The sequence below is a fragment of the Thermodesulfovibrionales bacterium genome (genome assembly GCA_035686305.1).
In the GTDB taxonomy this organism is placed as follows: Bacteria; Nitrospirota; Thermodesulfovibrionia; order Thermodesulfovibrionales; family UBA9159; genus DASRZP01.
Window position 1 is genome coordinate 18,402 of record DASRZP010000075.1, and the last position, 23,385, is coordinate 41,786.

Annotated in this window: 20 protein-coding genes and 1 riboswitch; of the genes, 7 read left to right on the plus strand and 13 right to left on the minus strand. The window is 53.8% G+C overall.

Translation table 11 applies throughout. The annotated features are described in order from the left end of the window. Positions 1-127: 127 nt before the first annotated feature. The 6 genes from VFG09_08945 to VFG09_08970 form a co-directional block, all read right to left on the minus strand. Positions 128-2,542 (minus strand): FAD-dependent oxidoreductase, encoded by a 2,415-nt coding sequence (locus VFG09_08945; GenBank protein HET6515270.1) that lies wholly within the window; start codon positions 2,540-2,542, stop codon positions 128-130. Beyond that, positions 2,532-4,193, minus strand: a complete 1,662-nt coding sequence (locus VFG09_08950) for a glutamate synthase-related protein (protein HET6515271.1) — start codon at positions 4,191-4,193, stop codon at positions 2,532-2,534. Before VFG09_08950 ends, VFG09_08945 begins: the two co-directional genes overlap by 11 nt. Then, positions 4,172-5,281: a glutamate synthase gene (locus VFG09_08955; protein ID HET6515272.1), complete on the minus strand. Its 1,110-nt coding sequence runs from the start codon at positions 5,279-5,281 to the stop codon at positions 4,172-4,174. The genes VFG09_08950 and VFG09_08955 overlap by 22 nt, the downstream gene beginning before the upstream one ends. Before the next feature lie 189 nt (positions 5,282-5,470). After that, a complete protein-coding gene (locus VFG09_08960) occupies positions 5,471-6,151 on the minus strand; it encodes a response regulator transcription factor (protein ID HET6515273.1) in 681 nt (226 codons plus the stop codon). Then, on the minus strand, positions 6,148-7,821 hold the full coding sequence (locus tag VFG09_08965) for an ATP-binding protein (GenBank protein ID HET6515274.1): 1,674 nt from the start codon (positions 7,819-7,821) through the stop codon (positions 6,148-6,150). Before VFG09_08965 ends, VFG09_08960 begins: the two co-directional genes overlap by 4 nt. Further along, on the minus strand, positions 7,822-9,561 hold the full coding sequence (locus VFG09_08970) for an adenosylcobalamin-dependent ribonucleoside-diphosphate reductase (protein ID HET6515275.1): 1,740 nt from the start codon (positions 9,559-9,561) through the stop codon (positions 7,822-7,824). A gap of 290 nt (positions 9,562-9,851) precedes the next feature. Here VFG09_08970 and htpX point away from each other — a divergent pair, with 290 nt between their 5' ends. From htpX to VFG09_08985, 3 genes are all read left to right on the plus strand, one after another. After that, positions 9,852-10,709, plus strand: a complete 858-nt coding sequence (gene htpX, locus VFG09_08975) for a zinc metalloprotease HtpX (protein ID HET6515276.1) — start codon at positions 9,852-9,854, stop codon at positions 10,707-10,709. 125 nt (positions 10,710-10,834) lie between these two features. Next, positions 10,835-13,564, plus strand: a complete 2,730-nt coding sequence (locus tag VFG09_08980; protein HET6515277.1) for a cation-translocating P-type ATPase — start codon at positions 10,835-10,837, stop codon at positions 13,562-13,564. Continuing rightward, positions 13,546-14,103, plus strand: a complete 558-nt coding sequence (locus VFG09_08985) for an HD domain-containing protein (protein HET6515278.1) — start codon at positions 13,546-13,548, stop codon at positions 14,101-14,103. Before VFG09_08980 ends, VFG09_08985 begins: the two co-directional genes overlap by 19 nt. A gap of 21 nt (positions 14,104-14,124) precedes the next feature. Here VFG09_08985 and thiC read toward each other — a convergent pair whose 3' ends face one another. The 6 genes from thiC to VFG09_09015 all read right to left on the minus strand — a co-directional run bounded on the left by thiC (position 14,125) and on the right by VFG09_09015 (position 19,777). Then, the gene (gene thiC, locus VFG09_08990) at positions 14,125-15,408 is read right to left on the minus strand and encodes a phosphomethylpyrimidine synthase ThiC (protein HET6515279.1); all 1,284 of its coding nucleotides are present in this window, start codon (positions 15,406-15,408) and stop codon (positions 14,125-14,127) included. After that, positions 15,395-16,030, minus strand: a complete 636-nt coding sequence (gene thiE / locus VFG09_08995) for a thiamine phosphate synthase (GenBank protein HET6515280.1) — start codon at positions 16,028-16,030, stop codon at positions 15,395-15,397. Before thiE ends, thiC begins: the two co-directional genes overlap by 14 nt. A gap of 14 nt (positions 16,031-16,044) precedes the next feature. Then, a complete protein-coding gene (locus VFG09_09000) occupies positions 16,045-16,620 on the minus strand; it encodes a hypothetical protein (GenBank protein HET6515281.1) in 576 nt (191 codons plus the stop codon). A gap of 232 nt (positions 16,621-16,852) precedes the next feature. Further along, entirely contained in the window at positions 16,853-17,623 is a 771-nt protein-coding gene (locus tag VFG09_09005) for a thiazole synthase (GenBank protein ID HET6515282.1), read from the minus strand. An 82-nt stretch (positions 17,624-17,705) separates the two neighbouring features. Next, positions 17,706-17,903, minus strand: a complete 198-nt coding sequence (gene thiS, locus VFG09_09010) for a sulfur carrier protein ThiS (protein ID HET6515283.1) — start codon at positions 17,901-17,903, stop codon at positions 17,706-17,708. A 47-nt stretch (positions 17,904-17,950) separates the two neighbouring features. Then, positions 17,951-18,064: riboswitch (TPP riboswitch) on the minus strand. A gap of 27 nt (positions 18,065-18,091) precedes the next feature. Then, positions 18,092-19,777 (minus strand): proline--tRNA ligase, encoded by a 1,686-nt coding sequence (locus VFG09_09015; protein HET6515284.1) that lies wholly within the window; start codon positions 19,775-19,777, stop codon positions 18,092-18,094. Positions 19,778-19,957: 180 nt separating this feature from the next. Here VFG09_09015 and greA point away from each other — a divergent pair, with 180 nt between their 5' ends. Genes greA through VFG09_09035 form a run of 4 tightly spaced genes read left to right on the plus strand, consistent with a single transcriptional unit; the run spans position 19,958 to position 23,006 of the window. Then, entirely contained in the window at positions 19,958-20,431 is a 474-nt protein-coding gene (greA, locus tag VFG09_09020; GenBank protein ID HET6515285.1) for a transcription elongation factor GreA, read from the plus strand. A 55-nt stretch (positions 20,432-20,486) separates the two neighbouring features. Then, on the plus strand, positions 20,487-21,260 hold the full coding sequence (locus VFG09_09025) for a dihydroorotate dehydrogenase electron transfer subunit (GenBank protein HET6515286.1): 774 nt from the start codon (positions 20,487-20,489) through the stop codon (positions 21,258-21,260). Positions 21,261-21,272: 12 nt separating this feature from the next. Continuing rightward, the gene (locus VFG09_09030; GenBank protein HET6515287.1) at positions 21,273-22,181 is read left to right on the plus strand and encodes a dihydroorotate dehydrogenase; all 909 of its coding nucleotides are present in this window, start codon (positions 21,273-21,275) and stop codon (positions 22,179-22,181) included. A 21-nt stretch (positions 22,182-22,202) separates the two neighbouring features. Beyond that, a complete protein-coding gene (locus VFG09_09035) occupies positions 22,203-23,006 on the plus strand; it encodes an SAM-dependent chlorinase/fluorinase (GenBank protein ID HET6515288.1) in 804 nt (267 codons plus the stop codon). Positions 23,007-23,102: 96 nt separating this feature from the next. Here VFG09_09035 and VFG09_09040 read toward each other — a convergent pair whose 3' ends face one another. Further along, positions 23,103-23,330, minus strand: coding sequence for a hypothetical protein (locus VFG09_09040; GenBank protein HET6515289.1), 228 nt, complete (start codon positions 23,328-23,330; stop codon positions 23,103-23,105). Positions 23,331-23,385 lie beyond the last annotated feature (55 nt).

Here is a 23,385-nt window from a genome sequence, read left to right on the forward strand (position 1 = left end):
CTGAAGTGCGGAGGGCCGAGGGAAAAAGCGATCTTTTCACGCCAATTATTGCGCAGCCTTGCGAGCACCTGCAGACGGTGAGAGAAGATGAGAGGATGAGCAGCGGTGGAAAGAGAGAAAGCTCTCTCTAGATGACCTCGACCATCTCCCATACTCCGCAGGGACAGACGCCCGCACAGAATCCGCATCCGATGCATTTCTCGTCATCAACGACATACTCATAGGAGCCGTCTTTGTATTCGACCCTGCTGATTGCACCCCAGTAACAGGTCGCCTCGCAGATGTGGCAATCACGGCAGGTTGCGCACGACATGCATCGGTTGGCCGAGGCCTCTGGGGAGACATCATCGCCGATGCACATGTCGTAATATTCGGTCTTGACCTTCTCATAGGCTATCACCTGCTTGATCTCGGGCTGGCGGGGCGCATGCATCAATTCGTAATGGATGATGTCTGCAGTGATCCTCCCATGACCAATGGCATGGGTAACGAGACCGAGGCCCGTAACGTCGCCGATGGCATAGACTTTGACGTCAGATGTCTGGAATTTGTCGTTGACCGGTATCCATCCGCGTTCCGTGTGGATTCCCGGGGGGAGGAAGTCGAGTTGGGGAACATCGCCGATGGACATGACGACGAAGTCTGCGTCGAGGGATGTGCCATCCTTGAAGAAGATTCTCCTCTCAGTCTTATCATAACGATCAGTAACCTTCGGCCAGATTATTTCAGTGCCCTTTGCCTTGGCGATCTCCATCTCAGCACCGAAGGCAGCGGGCTTCTGAATATCAACGGCCACGACCGATTCTGCACCGTTGTTGTACGCCTCTGAGGCGACATCCATTCCGACATTTCCCGCACCGATGACGACGACCTTCTTGCCGGCAAGGTCTGGCTTATTGCCCAGGTTAACGTCCCTCAGAAAATCATAGGCGGACACGATCTCCTCAGAACCGGGGAAGGATACCTTTCTCGGCTGGTGGGCGCCGCATGCCAGGATGACGACTTCATGACTCTTGTATATCGCATCGAATTCCTGTCGCGTCACCGTCGTGTTCAGATAGAGGTTGACGCCGAGTTCCTTAAAGCGCTGAACCTCTTTTTCGAGGATCTGATGGGGGAGCCGTTCCCTCGGGATGCAGAGTTCTATCTTGCCACCAAGCTTGCCCGTAGATTCGTAGATGTCAACGGCATGCCCCTTCAGGGCCAGTTGCCATGCAGCGCTCATGCCTGCCGGTCCGCCGCCGATAACGGCTATGGTATGTCCCGTTGCAGGCTCTTTCTTCGGTGCAGGAAGGTCAAGGGCAAGCTTCCCCATCATGTCTATTTCGAGGGGCTTGTCGAGATGCGCCCTTGTGCAGCTCTGCATGCAGAGGTTCGGACAGATCTCCCCGCAGACCGTCGCGGGTAGGGGGCTGTACTTCAGCACCAGTTCCAGGGCGTCATTCAGCCTACCCTGCCTGATGAGCGATGCCCTCTTGTGCGACGGGATCTGTGTCGGACAGGCATACGCGCAGGGCGGCGCAAATTTCTCATTTGACCAAAGGGGCTTGTTCCTCCTGTCTTTGCCCGTCGTGATATACGGCAGCAAGGTGAGGTCATGGTTCAGATATGCTGCGAATATGCCGCCCTGGCCTACCTCTTTGTCCCACAGGTTCTTCCTGAAATCGGAGGTAGACATCCTGAACCATTTTTTCCCCCTCTTTTCCTGAGGCGTATACGCCATGAGCTTCTTCCAGTCTTCGGCAGAGCGCGTCAGCTCAGGATAATACGATGACCTGTCAACGGCATCAAGGAAGGGCATCATGTTTGTCTTGAGCCATTCCCAGTCCTGCTGAGTGAGGTCAAGGAGTTTAACATCCCTTTCGCTGTATCCCTGGATCGGGCCCCTGAAGTAGATGGTCCCTCCCACCATGCCGACGCAGGGACGGTAGCCAAGAATGTTTTCCGGGTTTCTCGGGTTTACGCCGCAGACCACCGCGATTCCCCCTGCCTTAAATTCTGCGAAGGAGTCCCCAACATCCCTGAAGTACCAGGACTGAGGGGGGTCGAAGCGCGGGTTCTGCTTTGTCATGGTATCGCAACGGGCGCCTCCGCTTCCCTGGACATAGAGGATACCCTGCGCTGCCGCATTAAAGGCGCCGTTCGTCACATCCCCCAGGACGGTTATCTTCGCCCCGCAGTCAAGCCATCCGATATCATCGGATGAACTCCCCCGCACCAGTATTTCAGTCCCCGGCATTCCCATACCGCCGGTCCTCTGTCCGACAGGGCCGTCGATCGTTATCGTCACCCACTCACCCCTCGGCCAGATGCGACCGCCGATACCATGCTGGCCATCGGCAAGGATATGGAGTTCCCGCGCACCATCACGTACGGCATTCTGTATCTGCTCTTCAAGAATCCTCGAAGGGACGCGGTTGCCCTTTACATTCCCCGGTATGGTGGCCACACTCTTGCTGACCTCTTGTCCGCCGGCCCTTGCCTTCCGGCCCTTGCCTCCGGGTGACGGTTTCTTGACCTCTAAACCCTTCTTAGCACGCATAGCTGATCTCTAACCTCTCTGCCATCGCCTTGTCTTCGATGCTCAACCCGTCGGACATGCCGATCGGGAGTTCCGTGCTCCTGCCCATGGGCGCGAATATCTTTCTCAGTTCCACATCGGCGGCCTTAAATGTCTCTACCACGCGCTCGGCCACCTTGTCGGTGTCGAGTCTCCTGTAAAGCTTCGGGTCCTGCGTGGTTATCCCCCTCGGACACTTGCCGGTGTTGCAGAGGTTACAGCGGTTGTATTCGTCACCAAAGCAGTCTGCCGCAGCCTGCATGATGTATTTGCCGATCGAGACTGCCGAAGCCCCGAGCATGATGAGGGCCGCGGCATTAGCGGCAAGATTCCCTTTCTTCCCGACGCCGCCGGCCGCTATAAGGGGAAGCTCGTTCTGTTTGCCCTGTTTCACAAGGTCGAGATAACAGTCTCTTATATTTGACGCAATCGGATGGCCCATTTTATCTAGGGACACATTATACGCTGCGCCCGTCCCACCGTCCTCACCGTCAATAGAAAGGGCAGCGGCATAGGGGTTTCTCGCCAGATTGTTCAGCACGGCCCGGGCAGTCTTCGTGCCTGATATCTTGGGATAGACGGGCACCCTGAAGCCCCAGGCCATGGACATGGACTGGATCATCTTAGCGACAGCTTCTTCAATGGAGTACTTCGTCTGGTGAGTGGGAGGCGAGGCAAGGTCGACAAACTGCGGTACACCACGAATGCTCGCTATGAGCTTGAGTACCTTCTGGGCCATGAGCAATCCGCCGTCACCGGGCTTCGCTCCCTGACCGTACTTGATCTCTATGGCAGCCGGGTCTTCCACCATGTGGGGCAGGGCATGGATGATCTCGTCCCATCCGAAATAGCCGGAGGCGATCTGGATGATAAAGTATTTCAGATACCTTGACTTCAGGAGTCTTGGCGGCATTCCGCCTTCGCCCGAGCACATAACAACGGGCAGTCCCTCAACCTCGTTGAGATAGGCCACGCCCATGGCAAGTCCTTCCCACATGGGAGGAGAGAGGGCGCCGACAGACATGCTGCCGATCATGATAGGGAATATCTCGCGCACGGGAGGGATAAAGGTTCCGCTCTCCCTGTCAACAACCAAGGTGCCATCAGTGATCCTCAACGGTAATTCCTCCGGGGACAAGATTCTTCCGAGGAGGGACCTGACCCGGAATTCATGCCTTCCGGCATCGAGCGCAGGATCGGTAAGCATCGAGATCCTCGTGAATTTGAGTTTGTCCAGGGTCGATGTTGCCGGATCGTTTCTCCTGCCGCCCCTCTTATAGGGTTCCCCGCCTTTATTCTTGTAATGATAGAACTTGTTCTGGAAATTGTACTCGGGCTCGATTGCCTCATTCGGGCACACGAGGGTGCAGGTCCCGCAGCCTGTGCAGTACCGTTCCATATCAAGCACCTGCTCAACAATCTGGGTAACCTTTCTTACGGCCACGGGCTTCGGAATGGGACCTTCTGACTGGACCGTCCTCAGGACCTTGACCGTTGGCTCGATGGCTTTGACAGGGCAGACGGCAGTGCATCTTCCGCACCTTTTGCACCGGTCATCTCTCCAGCGGATGATATAGGGAAACTCCCTCAGGGAGAGTTGATGGTTATGGTCTAACCGTGAAGCTGGTTCCATACTGTTACCTCCTGCGCCTGAGGCGAGATCATGACCATATCATATTTCATGGGGAAGATGTCCTTGGCCCTGTCCCGTTTCGGGACGGCCTTGTCAATACCGCATTCCTCAGACATTAACGCGTATTTGCCTTTAACCCCACCGACTGCACCGGGCCTCAGTTTTTTCGAGTCCTGCACCATAAAGCAGGTGCCGTCAGGAGTAAAACCGATGACCATGTTCGGACCGTCGATACAGAGCGGTCTCAATGATTGCTTCATGAGTCTCAGCGATTCCCTGTCTTCCCTTTGCTCTATCTCCGATGTCTTGAGAGGGGTAATGACGTCCTTATAGTACCTGAGGGGAAGACCCAGTTGCCTGGCAGAGTAATGGAGGATGTGCGTGAAGACCTCGCTGTCGCTGTTGTATCCCGCGTAGCCCGGAACGCCTCTGCCCATGAGGAACTCCCGGATAGGCACAAAGGCAGTATTCTCGCCGTTGGTCATGGAGCAATACCCCTGAATAAAGAACGGATGGCAGGCGTAAAGATAGATGGCATAGTTTGTATTCTGTCTTCCCTGAGCAAGGATGATCTTCGCTTTCAACCCGTCCCTGTCAAGGCCGAAGAACTCCCCCACCTCGAGCGGGTCTCCAACCTCCTTCAGGGTAATCACATCGGGATAGAAGGAAAAAGCGAAGATCGACCCATCAGGCTCGCCTGCCCTCCTCAGGGCGAGGCGTGTGTTCACCAGGAGGTCTTCCTTCTCACTCATCGGCCTGCTCCGGTACTCAGCCGGATAGTCGTAGGCCCGTGCGAAGTAGCAGTCGCGGCGCGTGATTCCCTTGACCGGCTTTATTCTCGGGGTCCATTCGTGCTTGAGCTTAAACCCTTGCTTCTTCATGAAGTCATCAAGGGCCTTCTTCCCGCTGTTTGAACAGATACCGGACAGCACCGGATACTTCTTCAGGCCCTCGAATTCTCCGCCGAGATCCTTAAGGGTGAGGCCGAGACCTGAACCATCGTGACCTTCCTTCATGGTTTCGAGGGCAAGGATATTCTCCATGGGTGAAAAAAAGTTCCGTGATGTTATCGCAGCAAGTCTGCACATTATCTGTCACCTCATCATGGAATGAAAACCCTTTTTACAGTCAAAAAAAGCGTCTGGAGCCGGGGCATCGGCGTCAGACGCTGGAGAACGTCAACAACTCCAATCGATTTATAATAAGAATTGAGCCTGGAGTTTGTCAACTTTCGGCCTGAGCTCACTCAGCCCTTCGAATGCCTGCCGCCCCTGCGATCACTCCCTGAACCTGTACCCGGCGCCGGAGACGGTGAAGATATATTCCGGTTTGGAGGGGTTCATTTCTATTTTCTGCCTGAGGTGCTGAATGTGGACGTCTATTACCCTGCTCCAAGAATAGATCTGTGAATCCTTCCATATCTGCCTGCGGATAACATCCCTGCTCAGGAGTTCTCCCTTCCTTGAGATGAGGAAACAGAGAAGCTCGTACTCCTTCTGGGTCAGAGTTATCTCCTTCCCGCCGACCGAGACGGTCCTCTTCTTGAAGTCGACGGCAAGATCGCCTATGACGACCCTCTCGGCCGAGAGGGGCTGGGACCTTCTCAGGCAGGCCTTGACCCGCGCAATGAGCTCGAGGGTTTCGAAGGGTTTAACCATGTAGTCATCGGCTCCGCTCTCGAGGCCTATGACCTTATCGGATACCTTGTCCCTTGCCGTGAGCATGAGTATCGGCATGGAAGGATAGCGGGTCCCCAGGTTCCTGCAGAGCTCGATACCATTGCCGTCGGGCAGCATGACGTCAAGGATGATCAGGTCAGGAGTTTGATGAGAGAGGATCTTCTCAGCCTCCGACCATCTCTCCGCAGTAAGCGCAAGAAAGCCATGGAGTTCAAGATTTGCCTTCAGTACCTTGAGGATATCGGCATCGTCATCGACAAGGAGTATCGTGTGCTTCATTCCTGACCCCCATTGAAAAGCGGTAGCATGAAGAAGAAGGAGCTTCCCTCCAGGCCGTCGCTCACGACGCCTATCGTGCCGTGGTGGGCCTCTATGATGCCTTTCGATATAGCAAGTCCGAGTCCCGTTCCCGTCTTGTCACTCTTCGTATAGAAACGGTCGAAGATCCTCTCCTGTTCTTCCAGGGGAATCCCTGGGCCCCTGTCGGTAACGGTTACGACAACCCTTCCCCCCTTGTCCACTGCCCGAACTAAGACATCCGATCCGTCAGGGCTGTATTTAAGCGAGTTGGACAGAAGATTGATGAGCACCTGACGGAGCCTGTCTCCGTCTGCGATTGCGGGAAGATTGTCCGGCGTCTCCACTCGGACGGAGATATTCCGTGTGACGGCAGAGGACGTGAAGCCTGCTACCACCTCACGGATGAGGAGCGACATATCCACTTCAGTGAAATGCAGCTCGGCTTTACCCTGCTCGATGCGTTCGAGGTCAAGGAGATCATTCACCATCCTGATGAGCCTTTCTGCATTCTTCTTTATGATATCAAAGAAGGTCAGGAGGTCAGCAAGTCTTGAAGGGCTTGCGGCGTCGCTGGTTCCGTCCGCTGCCAGGGCTATGGACTGAAGGCGCACCGATATGTAATCCATTGCTCCTTTGATCGAGGTCAGGGGCGTCCTCAGCTCATGGGACGCCTTTGCAACAAAATCTGATTTCTTCCTGTTCATCTCCGTAAGCTGTTCATTGGCAACAGTCAATTTTCTGTTCGTCTCTTCGAGGTCTCTGACGGCATTTGCGATTCTCTCCTCAAGGGTAGTATGGTATTTTGTAAGCGATTGGGCCATGTCTGAGAAAGAATTGCCCAGGTCCTCGAGCTCGTCGCCGGTCCTGATGGCGTTTTCGGGCGAATGGACCCCTTCGGCAAAGGCCTTGATTGAAGCCTTGAGGCGGTGAACAGGGGAGATGACCATCCTCATCATCATGAGGTAGAGCGAAGAGAGGAGGAAGGCTGTTGTGATGAAACCGACCAGGAACATCGTCACCCGATTCTTCTTCAGCTGGGTAAAGGTATCTTCCATGGGGATGGTTATGCTTATGGCGCCTCTCACATCTCCCACGATGTAACCCTGCCTGTCATGGCAATGCAGACAGGCCGGTTCCACGTAAAGAGGGGCGGCGTATCTGAAGTATCGGGCGTTCCCTATGGTTTCGATTTTTGAGCGCTCTGTCGCGGCCTTTTCTTCGAAATCGGTGAGGGACCGTCGTTCGAAGGCATCGGGGGCATTCTCGGGATTCGTCAGCTTCAGGCTCGTAAGGTGAAACCAGTAGAGCCCTTTTTCTCTTGCATACTGGGAGAGGTCTTTTGTTACCGTAGCAGGGGTTTTCTTTATGAACTTCCTCCCTGTTGCGTCGGCCATTTCATCTCCCGTTCCGTCAGACTTGACCCAGGGGAGTTTTTCTACGAAGACGCCTCCGTGATCAGCGATCCATTGCCTTGTCAGGACGATCTGTTTGAAGATGACCGTTGCCTCATTCGCCACCTGTTTGCGGATGAGCTCTTCCTGAAGCTGGACGAGAACAGAGAAGAGTATGCCGAGCGTCGTTGCCAGGACAGCACCTGTCCAGATGAGGAATTTCAGGGTAAGGTTGATTCGTATATTTTTCTTGAACATCTAGTCGGATTCGGTGAATCTGACAAGGGTGCCCCGTTTTGTCGTTCCGTATCTGAAGACCGTTATCCCCTTGAGTCCTTTTTCGTACGCGAGCAGGAAGGCCCCCTTCACGGCTTCCTTTTTCGAGCGGCGGGGAAGGTTTATCGTCTTTGATACGGCATTATCGGTGTATTCCTGAAATGCAGCCTGCATCTCGATATGGTCCTCAGGCGGTATATCGTGGGCCGTCTTAAAGATACGTCTTATGTCTGGCGGAACCTCCGGTATCGCTTTCGCACTCCCCCGTGCAAGGATCATGTCCTCAAGTTCTTTACTGTAGAAACCTCGCTCTTTTGCCAGGCTGAAAAAGTACCTGTTCATTTCAGAGAGTTCGGTATCGAGGACCAGCCTTTTATACGCAAGGGCAAAGAGGGGCTCAATGCCGCTCGAACAATTTGCTATGAGCGAAAGGGTCCCTGTCGGCGCGATAGTCGTGGTCGTAGCATTTCTCGGATGGGACATGTGAGGCGCATCGTAAATAGAATTCTTGAAATTGGGAAAGAGTCCCTTTTCTTCACCGAGCTTGACAGAGGCTGAACGTGACGTATCCCTGACGAATCTCATAAGCTCCCTTGCAAAAGAGAAGGCCTTCTTGCTGTTGTAGGGGATGCCGAGGAGTACCAGCATGTCGGCCCAGCCCATGACCCCGAGGCCGATCTTCCGGTTCCCCTTGTGCATTCTCTCGATATCAGGCAAGGGATACCGGTTCACATCGATTGCATCGTCGAGAAAGCGGACGGCTGTCCCTATGTCCTGCGAAAGAGAGGCGAAATCGACAAAGTCCCTGACGTCCTTCGCAGGCGCGCCCGAAAGGGGAGCAGGTTCCCTCACGTATTTCGAGAGGTTCAGGGATCCCAGTACGCAGGCTTCATAAGAGAGGAGTGGCTGCTCACCGCAGGGGTTCGTACTTTCCATATTGCCGAGTTGGGGCGTGGGATTGGCGGCATTGATCCTGTCGATAAAAACGAGACCGGGGTCTCCTGTCTCCCAGGCACTCGCCACGATCTCCTCAAAAACGGCCCGGGCCTTCAGTTTACCGACGGCTGTCTTTGTCCGGGGATTGATCAAATCATATTCTCCGTCCGTCTTTACGGCGTTCATGAAGGCATCCGTGACTGTTACGGAGATATTGAAATTCGTCAGCTCCTTTTCGTCCCTCTTGATCCTGATGAAGTCGAGGATATCCGGATGGTTCACACGGAGGATCCCCATATTCGCGCCCCGCCTGGCTCCCCCCTGCTTGATCACCTCTGTTGCAGTGTTGTATATCTTCATGAAAGAGACGGGACCGCTCGCGATGCCGCCCGTGGAGCGCACGACGTCGGTCTTTGGCCTGAGGCGTGAAAAGGAAAACCCCGTTCCTCCACCGCTTTGGAGTATGAGCGCCGCGTTTTTCAGGGTATCGAAGATGCTCTGCATGGAATCATCGACAGGCAGGACGAAGCAGGCAGCCAGCTGACCGAAATCCTTTCCCGCATTCATTAATGTGGGAGAGTTCGGAAGAAACTTAAGATCACGCATGAGCTCGTAAAATCGCTCTTCCCACTGAGAGGGGTCCGCGCCATACCGTTTTTCCGCAGAGGCTAAGGTGGAGGCCACTCTCCTGAAAAGTCCTTCTGGAGTCTCGATCGCCGTTCCCTGTTCGTCCCTCCGGAGGTAGCGAGCCTTCAGGACCCTGAGCGCATTCTCTGTGAGCTCCATGCTTCCATTATACAGGATTTTGTTGGGAAGAGATGAGCCGTTATGGTATCGGAGTATTGCGGGACTGCATGTTCGACAGCACGACATCGCGGCTTGACATAACCCGTGAGCTTTAGGTAGGCTAAAAAGTAGAGGGGATTAGCTGAGTCGGTGGACATCGTCAGCACGCCGATCCGCCACGGGTGGATAGGCCGGTACCATCGGTTAGGGAACTAACGAGCGAGACCTTTACCACGATTCATGCCGTTGTGGTAAGGGTCTTTTTATTTGAGAGGATAAGGAGGCTAAGAATGAACGGAATGAACGGACTGAAAACGATGGTTCTCATGGTTACGCTCACACTCATGTTAGTCTTTATCGGAGGACTACTGGGCGGGAAGACGGGTATGACCTTTGCCCTTGTCATGGCCTTTGGCATGAACTTTGTTTCATACTGGTTCAGCGACAAGATCGTCCTCAGGATGTACGGCGCGAGGGAGGTGGGCGAGGCAGAGGCGCCTGAACTTTATGGGATCGTCAGGAGACTGGTCCAGAGGGCAGGGCTTCCGATGCCGAAGGTCTACGTCATGGATGAGGATCAGCCGAATGCCTTTGCGACCGGGAGAAATCCTGAGCACGGAGCGGTTGCGGTCACAACAGGGATTATGCGTATCCTGTCAAGGGAAGAGCTAGAAGGGGTCATCGCTCATGAACTCTCCCATATCAAACACAGGGACATTCTCGTGGGTACCGTTGCGGCGACCATTGCGGGTGCCATAAGTTACCTTGCCCAGATGGCGCAGTGGGCGATGATCTTCGGGGGGAGAAGGGACGACGAGGGCGAGGGAGAAAACCCCATCGCTGCCCTTGTCATGATGATTGTCGGTCCTATTGCAGCCATGATGGTACAGATGGCGATATCACGGTCAAGGGAGTATGGGGCTGATGAAGGAGGAGCAAGGATCGGGGGCAATCCGTTATCACTGGCGAACGCTCTCAAAAAGCTTTCCATGGCCTCACAGCGTATTCCGATGGAGGCGAATCCCGCGACATCTCACCTGTTTATCGTGAATCCTTTAAGGGGTGGAGGTCTTCTGAAGCTCTTCAGTACCCATCCTCCGATAGAGGAAAGAATCGCGAGGCTGGAGCAGATGGCCTTCAGGAGATAGGCCCGCAGTTACTCAGCTTTTCGCTGCTCGTCCGTCGGCAAGGACTGATTCCGGGTTTGCGGGTGCTTGTCTGAGGAAGGGCCGAGTCATCATTGTCCCCGGAAGCGGCCGAGTCAGGAGAGATCATGAACTGGCATCAAAGGGACGTAACGGAGGTTCTGCAAGAGCTGGAGTCGTCAAGCCGCGGTCTTTCTTCAGGGGAGGCTGAAAAACGCCTCGCAAGGTACGGTCTGAACGAACTGAAGGAGAAGAGAAGGAAATCACCCTTCGTAATGTTCCTTGACCAGTTCAAGGACTTCATGATTTTTGTCCTCGCTGTTGCTGCCGTTGTCTCAGGGTTTATCGGTGAACTGTCAGACAGCATAGCCATAATCGTCATCCTTCTTCTCAATGCCGTTATCGGATTTGCTCAGGAATACCGTGCTGAGAAGGCCATGGCTGCACTCAAGAAGATGGCCGCGCTATCGGCAACGGTCATACGAAATGGAACGCTCGAACAGGTGTCTGCGGCCCTCCTCGTTCCCGGCGATGTAGTGGTCCTTGAAGCCGGCAAGGTCATACCCTCTGATATGAGACTGATGGAGGCTGCTCAGCTGAAGACAGAAGAGGCTGCCCTTACAGGCGAGTCCGTGCCCGTTGAGAAGCAGGTAGGTCTTTTCCATGATGAGCACCTTCCGATAGGCGACAGGAGGAACATGGCCTATAAAGGAACCGTCGTGACCTACGGCCGGGGAACGGGCGTTGTTGTCGCGACAGGGATGAACACGGAACTGGGGAAGATTGCCGCTATGCTCCAGGAGGAAGAGGAGGTAAAGACGCCTCTCCAGAAGAGACTCGCTTCTTTTGGCCGGAAACTTGCCATCGCAGTCCTTGCGGTATGCGCCTCTATTTTCGGGCTCGGCATTGTGAGAGGTGAACCGCTCTTCTTGATGCTTCTTACCGCTATTTCCCTCGCCGTCGCAGCGATACCCGAAGCCCTTCCTGCTGTAATTACTATCTCTCTTGCTCTTGGAGCAAGGAAGCTCGTCAGGCAGAATGTCCTCATACGAAAGCTCCCGGCAGTCGAAACCCTCGGCTCCGTTACCTACATCTGCTCCGACAAAACGGGCACTCTCACGCAGAACACCATGACCGTTCAGGAGATCTATGCCGATGGGAAATTGCTCAAGAGCGAGGAGGGCGGTACAGCGTTCCCTCTCATCCGGCGGGACTCAAGGAGAGGGGAGAAGGAGGCCATTGATTATGGGTGGACGGCGGGCGACTATCTTCTGGCTGCCCTGGCTGTCAGCAATGACGCAGAGACTGATGCATCAGGCATGGTAATCGGCGACCCTACAGAGGTCGCTCTTTACATCTTTGCGGAGAGGGAGGGCTTCCCTAAGAAGGCTGTTGAAGAGGGTTTTCCGCGAGTGGCTGAAATTCCCTTTGATGCCGAGAGAAAATGCATGACGACCTTTCACAAGATGCGTCAGCCTTCCATCGCCCTTCCGAAAAACGGGGGAGGAGAGAGGGTGGCGGGTGAATACATCTCTTTCACCAAAGGTGCTGTCGATGCCTTGCTCGATAAAGCCGGGACCGTCATGAAATCAGGCGGAATCGAAGCCGCCGATAAGAGCGGGATACTCATGATGAATGAGGAGATGGCTGCCGACGGACTGAGGGTATTGGGGATAGCGATGAAAAGCTGGAAAGAGATGCCCGGTGACCTCTCTCCTGACAACGCGGAATCAGGCCTGACCTTCCTGGGGCTTGTGGGCATGATAGACCCGCCGAGGGAAGAAGCACGGGAGGCTGTGGAATTATGTAAGAGTGCGGGAATACAACCTGTGATGATAACCGGTGATCACCCGCTTACGGCAAAGACGATAGCCTTAAGGCTTGGGATGCTCGGGGATGATCCCATGGCGATCATGACGGGGAGAAAACTTGAGACCTTGACCGCCGAGGAATTGAGAGGCCGGGTCGAGCACGTTAGGGTATACGCACGGGTTGCGCCTGACCAGAAGCTTAAGATTGTGAAGGCGCTTCAGGAAAAAGGTCAGTTTGTTGCCATGACAGGAGACGGTGTTAATGACGCGCCCGCACTGAAGAGGGCCGACATCGGCATTGCCATGGGCATTACAGGGACCGATGTCTCAAAAGAAGCGTCTCACATGATCCTCCTAGATGACAATTTCGCCACCATTGTCAAGGCAGCGGAGGAAGGAAGAAAGATTTATGACAATATCAGAAAATTCATAAAGTATCTTCTTACAACAAATTCAGGAGAGATATGGACGCTCTTCCTTGCCCCCCTGATCGGACTGCCGATGCCTCTTCTCCCGATCCATATACTCTGGATAAATCTTGTGACGGACAGCCTCCCCGCCCTCGCCCTCTCTCTCGAACCTGCGGAGGGGAATGTTATGAAGAGACCCCCGAGACATCCACAGGAGAGCATCTTTGCCCACGGACTCGGTGTCCATGCAATCTGGGTCGGCCTTCTTATGGCTGCGGTCGTTCTCTTTGTTCAGGCCTGGTCGATCAGGACCGGCCATGGGCACTGGCAGACAATGGTCTTCACGGTCCTCTGTCTGACACAACTCGGCCATGTCATGGCTATCAGGTCTGAAAGGGAGTCTCTCTTCAGAATAGGGCTCTTCTCCAACGAGTATCTCCTGGGAGCGGTGGCGCTCACCTTTCTCCTTCAGATGGCAACGGTCTATCTGCCCTTCCTTACGCCGGTGTTCAGGACCGAACCATTGACCCTTGAAGAACTTTTCTTCACCCTGGCATTATCTTCAGTCATATTCTTTGCAGTTGAAGCGGAAAAACTGGTAAAGAGGATGAAAGGGACGTGGACCCCCTCGATATAATCCGCTCATACTGCGACGACGATTCAAAGGCTTACTACTTTCTTATCCACCATAGCAGGCTCGTCATGAGGAAAGCCCTGGAAGTGGCTCAGAGGGTACGGCATCTCAAGCCTGATCTGAAGTTCATAGAGGAGGCCGCAATGCTCCATGACATCGGTATCGTCTTTACGAATGCCCCCCAAATTGGGTGTTTTGGCTACAGGCACTATCTCTGTCACGGTTATCTGGGCCGCGAATTGCTCGAGAGAGAGGGTTTTCCGCGACATGCCCTGGTTTGCGAAAGGCACGTGGGCGTCGGCATCTCTGCGGCAGAGGTGAGGAGCAACAGACTGCCCCTGCCTGAGAGAGATATGATGCCCCTTACCCTCGAGGAGAAGATTGTCTCCTTCGCCGATAAGTTCTTCTCAAAGAGTGAATATGATCTGATGCACGAGAAACCCCTCGAAACGGTACGTCAGATCGTGGCAAGCTATGGGGAGGGCAAGCTCGAGGTCTTTGATTCCTGGACAGAGATCTTCTTGGAGGGCCGTCACCACTAAAGAAAAGCATCCTTGCCGGGCCTACACGTTGTGCAACGCCTTCTCGACGGTTCGTATTGCGCAGAACTCTCCACACATGCTGCAGACTTCGTCCTCAGAAGGTGGTACTTCCGCGCGCCACTGTCGGACCTTGTCAGGGTTGAGACTGCAGGCTATCTGGCCGTTCCAGTCAAGCCTTTTTCTGCATTCAGCCATCTTCCTATCCCTCTCGATTGCGCCGGGGACACCCTTTGCAATGTCAGCTGCATGGGCTGCAATCTTTAACGCTATGACGCCTTCGACCACGTCTTCTCGCTTCGGAAGCCGGATATGCTCAGCAGGCGTGACATAACAGAGAAAGTCGGCACCCGCAGCGCCTGCTATTGCGCCTCCAATGGATGCCGCGATGTGGTCGTAGCCCATCGCGATGTCCGTCACGAGCGGGCCAAGAACATAGAAGGGTGCCCCCTTGCAGATCTCCTTCTGGATCCTGATGTTCAGCTCCACCTGGTTCAGAGGCACGTGTCCGGGGCCTTCTATGATGGTCTGGACGCCCTCCTTCAGAGCGGCGTCGTGCTGTTCCCCGATCGTCAGGAGTTCCTCGATCTGGCACCGGTCGGTTGCGTCGGCGAGGCACCCCGGTCTCAGACCGTCTCCGAGGCTCAGCGTAAGGTCATGCTTCTTTGCAATTTCGAGCAGTCTGTCGAAGTGTTCGTAAAGGGGATTTTCCCTGTCATTGAAGATCATCCACTCAAGGAGGAAGGAGCCTCCCCTGCTCACGATGTCCAAAACCCTTCCTTCTGCCTTAAGCCGCTCGACAGCCTTTCTCGTGAGACCTGAGTGGACGGTCACAAAGTCAACTCCCTCTTCTGCCTGTCTCTCGATGACCTGGAAGAGTTCGTCGGCCGTCATCTTAGCTATGCTGCCATATCGTTCCGCTGCCATCACAACGGCCTCGTAAATCGGGACTGTTCCGACGGCAATCGGCGATTCTTCGAGGAGAACTCTTCTGATCTCACGAATGGGACCGCCTGTGGAGAGGTCCATGACGGCATCTGCGCCGTGCTTCACGAGGGCTCTCAGTTTGTCCATCTCTTCGTCTACTGAGACCTTGTCCTTCGAGGTGCCGATATTTGCATTCACCTTCACCCTGAGCCCTCTCCCGACGCCGATCGGTTGTATTGCGCGGAGCATATTGACCGGTATGACCGTTCTGCCGTCTGCTATGTCGGATATCAGTTCTTCTAAAGGAATCTCTTCCGAGACGGCCACTCTCCTGAATTCCTCTGTGACCAACCCTTTTCTTGCCGCTTCAATTCTTGTCATGGAGACACCTTAAAAACCTTTCTGTAGTCTGTTTTATCATCGGCGAGCCCAGGACAGCCGATATGACTGCAACGCCGTCAGCACGAGAGGAGCGTACTTCTCTGATCCTTTCGGCTGTGACACCGCCTATTGCGAGGACAGGAAGGGATACTCCCGAGCAGACCCTTCTGAGAGCCTCGATGCCGACCGGCTCTCCATACTGTATCTTGGAGGGCGTAGGATAGACGGGACCGAAGGTGACAAAGTCTGCTCCCTCTTTCTCCGCATCCATGGCCTCTTCAAGGGAATGGGTCGAGACCCCCACGAGAAGTTCTCTCGAGACTTTTTTTGCGGCTGATGCAGGCATGCTGCCTTGACCGAGGTGAACACCGTCAGCCCATACCGCTACCGCCACATCAACCCTGTCATTGATGAACAGTCTCGCTGAGTATCTGTCGGTTAGCTCTCTCACATGGTATGCCATGGACAGCAATTCACGTATTGGCAAATCTTTTTCCCTCAATTGAATCGCCTTCACTCCTCCTTCCAGCGCCTCTTCGATGGCCGAGAACAAGAGAGAACTGTCGGCAAAGATCCTCCTGTCCGTTATCAGATAGAGCTCAATGTCTGCGAACTTCTTCATACATTCCTGCACCTCTATACGATGCTGTCGAGCCAGATCCACAGGATGTTCTCCACAATGAACGTCGTGATCGCCAGGAACCACATCGTCCGTTCTATCGTTCTCGGCTTAGCCTTGATGATGTTCAGTAAGCCGAAGATACCCAAAAACCATATCGCCGAGATCCACTTGAGGTTGAAGGGCGAGACCCAGAGGACGAGAAGCGAGATAAAAACGCCAAGAATGAGGAAGGGTATCCAGAGGAACCATTTCCCGGACTCTCTCTTTCTCATGGTTCTTGCCCGTAACGCCCCGAAGAGATAGATCTGCCACCATGCTCCCATAAAAAGGAAGAGGATTCCATAGCGGTCAAGCCTCGCAAGGGCGATGTTCTGCGAAGAGAAGGTCTTTGACTCTACTCCCCATATCGTGAATGCAAAGACGGCAGGAACAAGTGCCATAAAAATGAATCCGAAAAAGTCCAGTGCGTATGATCCGAGAGCCATTCCTTCCTTTTCTCTCTTCTCCTCTTTGGCACACCTGAAAAATTCGATCCCGAGCATTACGGGGACGACCAAATAGATGAGCTCCTGATACCGGTATGCATCCATCTGTCTCTCCTCCCGATGAGAAACAAACAGCGAGTAAGTATGTCTTTTTCCCGTTCCCTGCCGGTATTGATTCCCGAAATCAACGTCCTATGTATTTTTTTTCGAAATTCTGTCCTTTTTTGCCGTCATGCCCGAAGTTCTTAGTCGGGCATCCATCCTTAAACTGGATTCCCGCCTCCGCGGGAATGACGCACGAGGACATTATTATGCAGTTCTCAATCACGGCTGCCCTCTACAGCATTCCTTCTATCGGACTGCTCGCGGTTGCGTATAATTTTTTTGGGATCCTGCCGGCCCTGCAGGCGAGTCTCCCTGCGAGGACCGCATGCTTCATCGCAGATGCCATGACAACAGGGTCCTTTGCGCCGGCAATCCCGGTATTAATCAGCACGGCATCGCATCCGAGTTCCATTGCTATCGCTGCGTCCGATGCTGTTCCCACGCCTGCGTCGACAACAACAGGGACCTTTACTGTTTCGAGAATGATCCTGATATTGTAAGGATTTCTGATACCGAGCCCTGAACCGATGGGTGCGCCCAGGGGCATGACGGCCGCCGCTCCTGCGTCTTCCAGCCTCTTCGCCATGACGGGATCGTCATTCGTATAGGGCAGCACGACAAAACCCTCCTTTGCAAGGACCTCTGTCGCTTTCAGCAATCCGATGGTATCAGGGAAAAGGGTCCTCTCGTCTCCGATCACCTCTAACTTTATCAGATCAGAGATCCCGGCCTCCCGCGCCAACCTTGAATACCGAAGGGCATCTTCCACGGTGTAGCATCCGGCAGTGTTGGGGAGTATCTTGTATTTCTTCGGGTCTATATAGTCGAGGAGGTTTTCGCTCTTTCTGTCGATGATGTTTACTCGCCTAACGGCGACCGTCACAACGTCACTTCCCGACGCCTCTATGACCTTCCTTGTCTCTTCAAAGTCCTTATACTTCCCGGTGCCGACCCAGAGTCGTGACCGGAATGCTATCCCCCTGATCATCAAAGTATCTTCCATGGATTCTCCTAACTTCTCAGAAGTTCATGCCTGCACTCTGCGGTTTCGCGAACGAACTTCTTGCGATAAGGAATAACGCATATTATCCCCCGCCCACAAAGTTGACGATCTCTATCCTGTCCTCTTCGTTTAGGGGGAACGTCGCATATTCCGACTTCCTGACTACCGAGAGATTGACTTCCACGGCAACGCGCTCAGCCTGAACTCGCAACTCATCGAGGAGTCCCTTCAGGGTCTGTGCCGAAGTCTCCAGGGTCTCGCCGTTTACAATGAGCTTCATAAAAAAACCGTATCCCGGGGATGAGAGATACGGTCAACCTTGATCGTCACGTTATGGGTTCCCATTCCCTACGCCAGCATTATCCGGATCAGGTTAGCAGGGTCTCTCCCGCAGTCATTGCGGAAGACTCTCAGGCTCTGAAGCCTCCCCCAGGGTAATTTGAGTATAAAAGATGCTTAGGGATAATGTCAAACGGGACAGACCACCCGTTTTACTCCTTCGATGACCTCATCAACACGCATCGTCACCGCTTCTTTCGTCCTTCTGTCCTTGATCTCGACAAGCTCTTCTTTGAGGTTCTTCTCCCCGAGGATGATCTGCGTCGGGATTCCGATGAGGTCGGCGTCCTTGAATTTAACGCCGGCACGCTCACTGCGGTCGTCCATGAGAACATCAATGCACTCTTCTTCGAGCGCACGATAGAGCCTCTCAGCAACTTCGAGGGTCTTATCGTCGTTCATATTGAGGGGCAGGAGTTCCACATCGAAGGGGGCGAGGCTCCTGGGCCAGATGATGCCGTCCTTGTCGTTGTTCTGTTCGACGGCAGCTGCTGCTATCCGGGCAGGCCCTATCCCGTAACTTCCCATGATAATCGGTCTTTCCTGACCATTTTCGTCAAGGAAGAAGGCCTTTAAGGGGATCGAATATTTCGTTCCGAGCTTAAAGATATTGCCGATCTCTATGACCTGCTCAATCTTCAGAGCGCTGCCGCAGGTTACACAGGAGTCTCCTGCCCTTGCACGATGGATATCATGCCACGATGCCGAGAAATCCCTCTCAGCCCTGATCCCTTTGACATGATAATGTTGCCTGTTGGCGCCGCTGACATAGAGGCCTTCTCTCAGGCAAGTGTCAGCGACGGTCCTGATCTTATGTCCCATGGGACCGATAAAGCCCGCCTCCACCCCAAGGAATTCTTTTACCTCTGTTTTCTGCGCAGGCCTGTGATTTCCGATGATCGTTGCGAGTTTTTTCTCATGAAGTTCCTGGTCCCCTCTTACGAGTGCGAGCACGGGGCCGCTTTCGCTGATGATGAGGATGCTCTTTATAAAATAGGCCTGGGGCAGTTTGAGAAACGCAGAGACTTCCTGAACCGTCCTCTTTTCAGGGGTATGGACCTCCTCAAAATCCCACTCCTTTTCTTCAATCCTCGGAGGGACCGACAGGGCGAGCTCAACATTCGCAGCATATCCGCATCTCCCGCAGAGGGCGACCTCATCCTCTCCAGCCTGACTCGGAGCCATGAACTCATGGGCCGTGGCCCCGCCCATCATGCCCGGGTCTGATTCGACCTGATAGAACGTTAACCCGCAACGGTTGAAAATCCTATGGTATGCCTCTGCGTGGAGCCGGTAACATGCATCGAGTCCGTCTGTTGAGGCATCAAAGCTGTAACTGTCTTTCATGATGAACTCTCTCGTGCGCAGGATACCGCTTTTCGGTCGTGCCTCATCTCTCAGTTTCGTCTGGATCTGATACCATATCTGGGGAAGATCGCGGTAGGAGCGGATCTCTTTCGACGCGAGCCATGTCATGATCTCTTCATGGGTCATGCCGAGGCACATATCGCGGCCTGAGCGGTCTCTCAGCCTGAACATCTCGTCTCCGATGGTGTCCCACCGCCCTGTCTGCTGCCAGATCTCTGCCGGGTGGAGCACAGGCATCAAGATCTCCTGGCCGCCGATCGACTCCATCTCTTCCTTGAGAATAGTGTTGATCTTATTGAGGACTCTCCAGCCCAGGGGAAGGAAGATGTAGAGGCCTGCGGCAAGCTGCCTCACGTAGCCGGCCCTGAGCATCAGTTTATGACTTATCGCCTCGGCATCGGCAGGTGTCTCTCTCAATGTCGGGACAAACATCTTGGAAAAGCGCATGGCATATCCTCCTCGAACAATTACCCCATCCTTATACGGAGAGCGAGGCTTTCTTGCCCTTCATTTCAGTTAGAGTAATGAATGCGAATCCTTTAGTCAAGAGAAATTCCGGAATGTTTTGAAAAAATGCGCAGGACATGTTAGAGTATCACATTGACGAGGACGAGGGAGAGAGAAGTCGTGCAGAGAGTTCCCGTAACCCCCGAGGGATACAGAAAGATCCAGGAAGAGCTTGACAGGTTTCTGAAGGTTGAGAGGCCGAAGAACATCCAGGCTATAGCGGAAGCCCGTTCCCATGGAGACCTTTCTGAGAATGCGGAATACCACGCCGCGAAGGAGAGACAGTCCTTTATTGAAGGAAGGATACAGGAACTTCAGGCAAAGCTGGCCCTCGCTGAAATTATCGATCCGTCGAAGATAAACCAGTCGAGCGTCGCCTTTGGTGCAACGGTGAAGGTCCTTGATGTGGAAGCAGACGAGGAATATATCTTTGTCCTCGTTGGGACCGAAGAGGCAGACGTCAAGCAAGGCAAGATTTCAATAAGCTCGCCTGTAGGCAGGGCCCTCCTCGGCAAAGAGGTCGGCGATTCGGCCGTGATTAAGGCCCCTGCAAGGACCATCGAATACGAGATCTTAGAGATACGTTTTGAGTAGGGTGACATCTCCTGAAACCTCCGCCATCCAGGTCTAGCACTTCAGGCTTATGCAATTGACAGGAAGATCCTTTAAGGCACGGATAACAGAGAACAGGCCGCTGCATAAGGACTATAATCTCCTTACTCTCCTGCCGCTGTCACCAATGAAGGAACCCTCGCCGGGACAATTCTACATGCTCGGTATGGAAGGCGAGTATGATCCTCTCCTGAAGAGGCCCTTCAGCCTGCTGAGGAAAAAGGGGGACGGCTTTCAGATCCTCTATCGGATCAAGGGCAGGGGCACAGCCATCCTGAGGAATATGGGAACGGGTTCGACTCTTGATGTGCTTGGTCCCCTCGGGAATTCTTACCCTCCTCCCGAAGAAGGACACACACCCCTCATTATAGCCGGCGGCATCGGCATGGCATCACTGTTTTTGCTTGCCCAGGAGCTCACAGGAAGGTCTTATATCTTTTATGGGGCGCGGAACGCCGAAGAGCTCTTTTTCACCGAAGACCTTGAAAGCTTTGCCAAAGGGCTCTCTCTCAGCACCGATGACGGCTCCCGTGGAGAGAAGGGTACTGTCGTCGATGTCCTCAGGAGATTCATGAAAGATCGAACACCATCAGGCTCTCAATTCGTGCTGTACGCATGCGGACCGAGGATCATGCTTGAGGCCCTATCAAGGATTCCGAGAGATAAGGGCGCTGCGGCCTATGTAACCATGGAGGAGAACATGGCCTGTGGTATTGGCGCCTGTCTTGGATGTGCCGTGAAGACCGTGGGCGGCCACAAGAGGGTCTGTAAAGAGGGTCCCGTCTTCCCGATGGATGAGATTGTTTGGTGAGGGATACGTAGGATGGATCTCACCGTGGATATCGGCAGATTGAGACTGAAGAACCCAGTCATGACCGCGTCCGGAACCTTTGGTTATGGTCTTGAGTACTCTGAATTCATGGACCTCGGCAGGCTGGGGGCGATTGTCGTCAAAGGGCTCTCACTGTCGCCGAAAGAGGGAAACCCGCCTCCCCGACTCGTTGAGACCGCGGCCGGAATGCTCAATTCCATCGGTCTCCAGAATATCGGCATCGAAAGATTCGCAGAAGAGAAGCTTCCCTTTTTGAGAAAATTTTCAACGCCCGTCATCGTAAACTTTTTTGGCGATTCCATCCGGGAGTATGGAGAGGCTGCGAGAAGGCTGAGCGCTGTCGAAGGCATTGACGGACTCGAGATGAACATATCATGCCCGAACAAACAGGCAGGCTGGTGCATATTCGGGACGGACCCGAAGGTGACCTCTGAAGTGGTCCAGGAAGTGCGGAAGAATACGAACCTCCCCCTCGTCGTAAAACTCTCACCCAACGTAACGGATATTGGATTGATGGCGAAAGCGGCTGAGGAGTCAGGGGCAGACGCCGTTTCGCTGATCAATACCCTCACGGGGATGGCTGTTGATATAAAGACGAGAAAGCCGAAGCTGGCAAATGTTGTGGGCGGACTCTCGGGACCTGCTGTGAAGCCTGTGGCCCTGAGAATGGTATGGGAAGTATCGAAGACGGTCAGGGTACCAATCATAGCGATGGGTGGTATCATGAGCGCCGAGGACGCCATCGAGTTTTTGGTCGTGGGCGCCACGGCAGTCGCCGTCGGAACCGCGAACTTTGTGAATCCGAGGGCGCCTCTTGATATTATAGAAGGCATAGAGACCTTTATGCGTGAGGAGGGGATAGAAAATGTTAAGGAGCTGTCGGGCTCATTGGAGCTCTAGGGAGGTTGCCGGGAAGAGCGTGTGAAACAATTTCCGATTATTACACTGACAACGGATTTCGGATACAGAGACCCCCTGACCGGGATCATGAAGGGGATTATCCTTGGGTTAAACCCTGGAGTGAGGATTGTTGACATTACCCACGGCATACAGAAATATGACGTTCGTGAGGCGGCGCTCATTATCGGGATGGGTTTCAGAGATTTTCCCCTGGGGAGTATTCATGTCGTCATTACCGACCCGGGTGTCGGATCGTCGAGGAGACCCATCCTTGTGGCAGCCGAAGACCATTACTTCGTCGGACCCGACAACGGTCTTTTTTCGGTCATATACCACGAGACTGAACGGTTGAGGGTTTTTCACATAACGGCAGAGCACTACCTGAGGCGTGAGAGGAGTACCACGTTCCACGGCAGGGATATCTTTGCCCCTGTGGCTGCCTGGCTCTCGAGGGGCATTGATCCGGCGAACTTCGGCGAGGAGATAACGGACTATGTGAAGCTCCGCTTTCCCAGCCCTTCGATGCCGACGGGGTCGACGCTTGAAGGCGAGGTCATCTATATAGACACCTTCGGCAATGCCATGACAAACATCAGGCGAAAGGACATCGATGCCCTCCGTTCTCTTAAACCGGCCGGAAAGATGAGGATTGTGTCGAAGGGGAAGGAGATAGCCTTCAAGGAGTATTATAGTCAGGCAGAGGACAAAGAACTCTACGCCCTGATCAACAGCATGGATTATCTGGAATTGTTCGTCTTTCGTGGTGATTCGTCAAGAGACTTTGGTATGAGGATCGGAGACACGATCGGGATCATGCTCATGTAACAAGGGTTGTTTTGACCTTTGACCTTCTTGCGAGGATTATACTATACTAAAGAAGTTTAGAAAAACGGAAACAGTATGGAGGTCCATCATGCCGATTTATGAATATGTCTGTGATAGATGCAGGGAGACCTTTTCCCTCTTGCAGAGGGTGGGTTCAGAAAAGGGAAGCTGTTGCCCGAAGTGTGGTTCAAAGAACGTTACGAAGAAGGTCTCGGCTTTCAGTTGCTCATGCTCGGGCAGTGATTTTTCTCCCTCCGTACCGTCTTCCCGTTTCTCGGGAGGAGGTTGAGGCGTTTCATCCTGCTGAGCCGTGGGCTCAGTCACCCCTCTTTTGATTTATTGACGAGAACGATCGGGCATTCGTCGTAGTCTCTGTTAG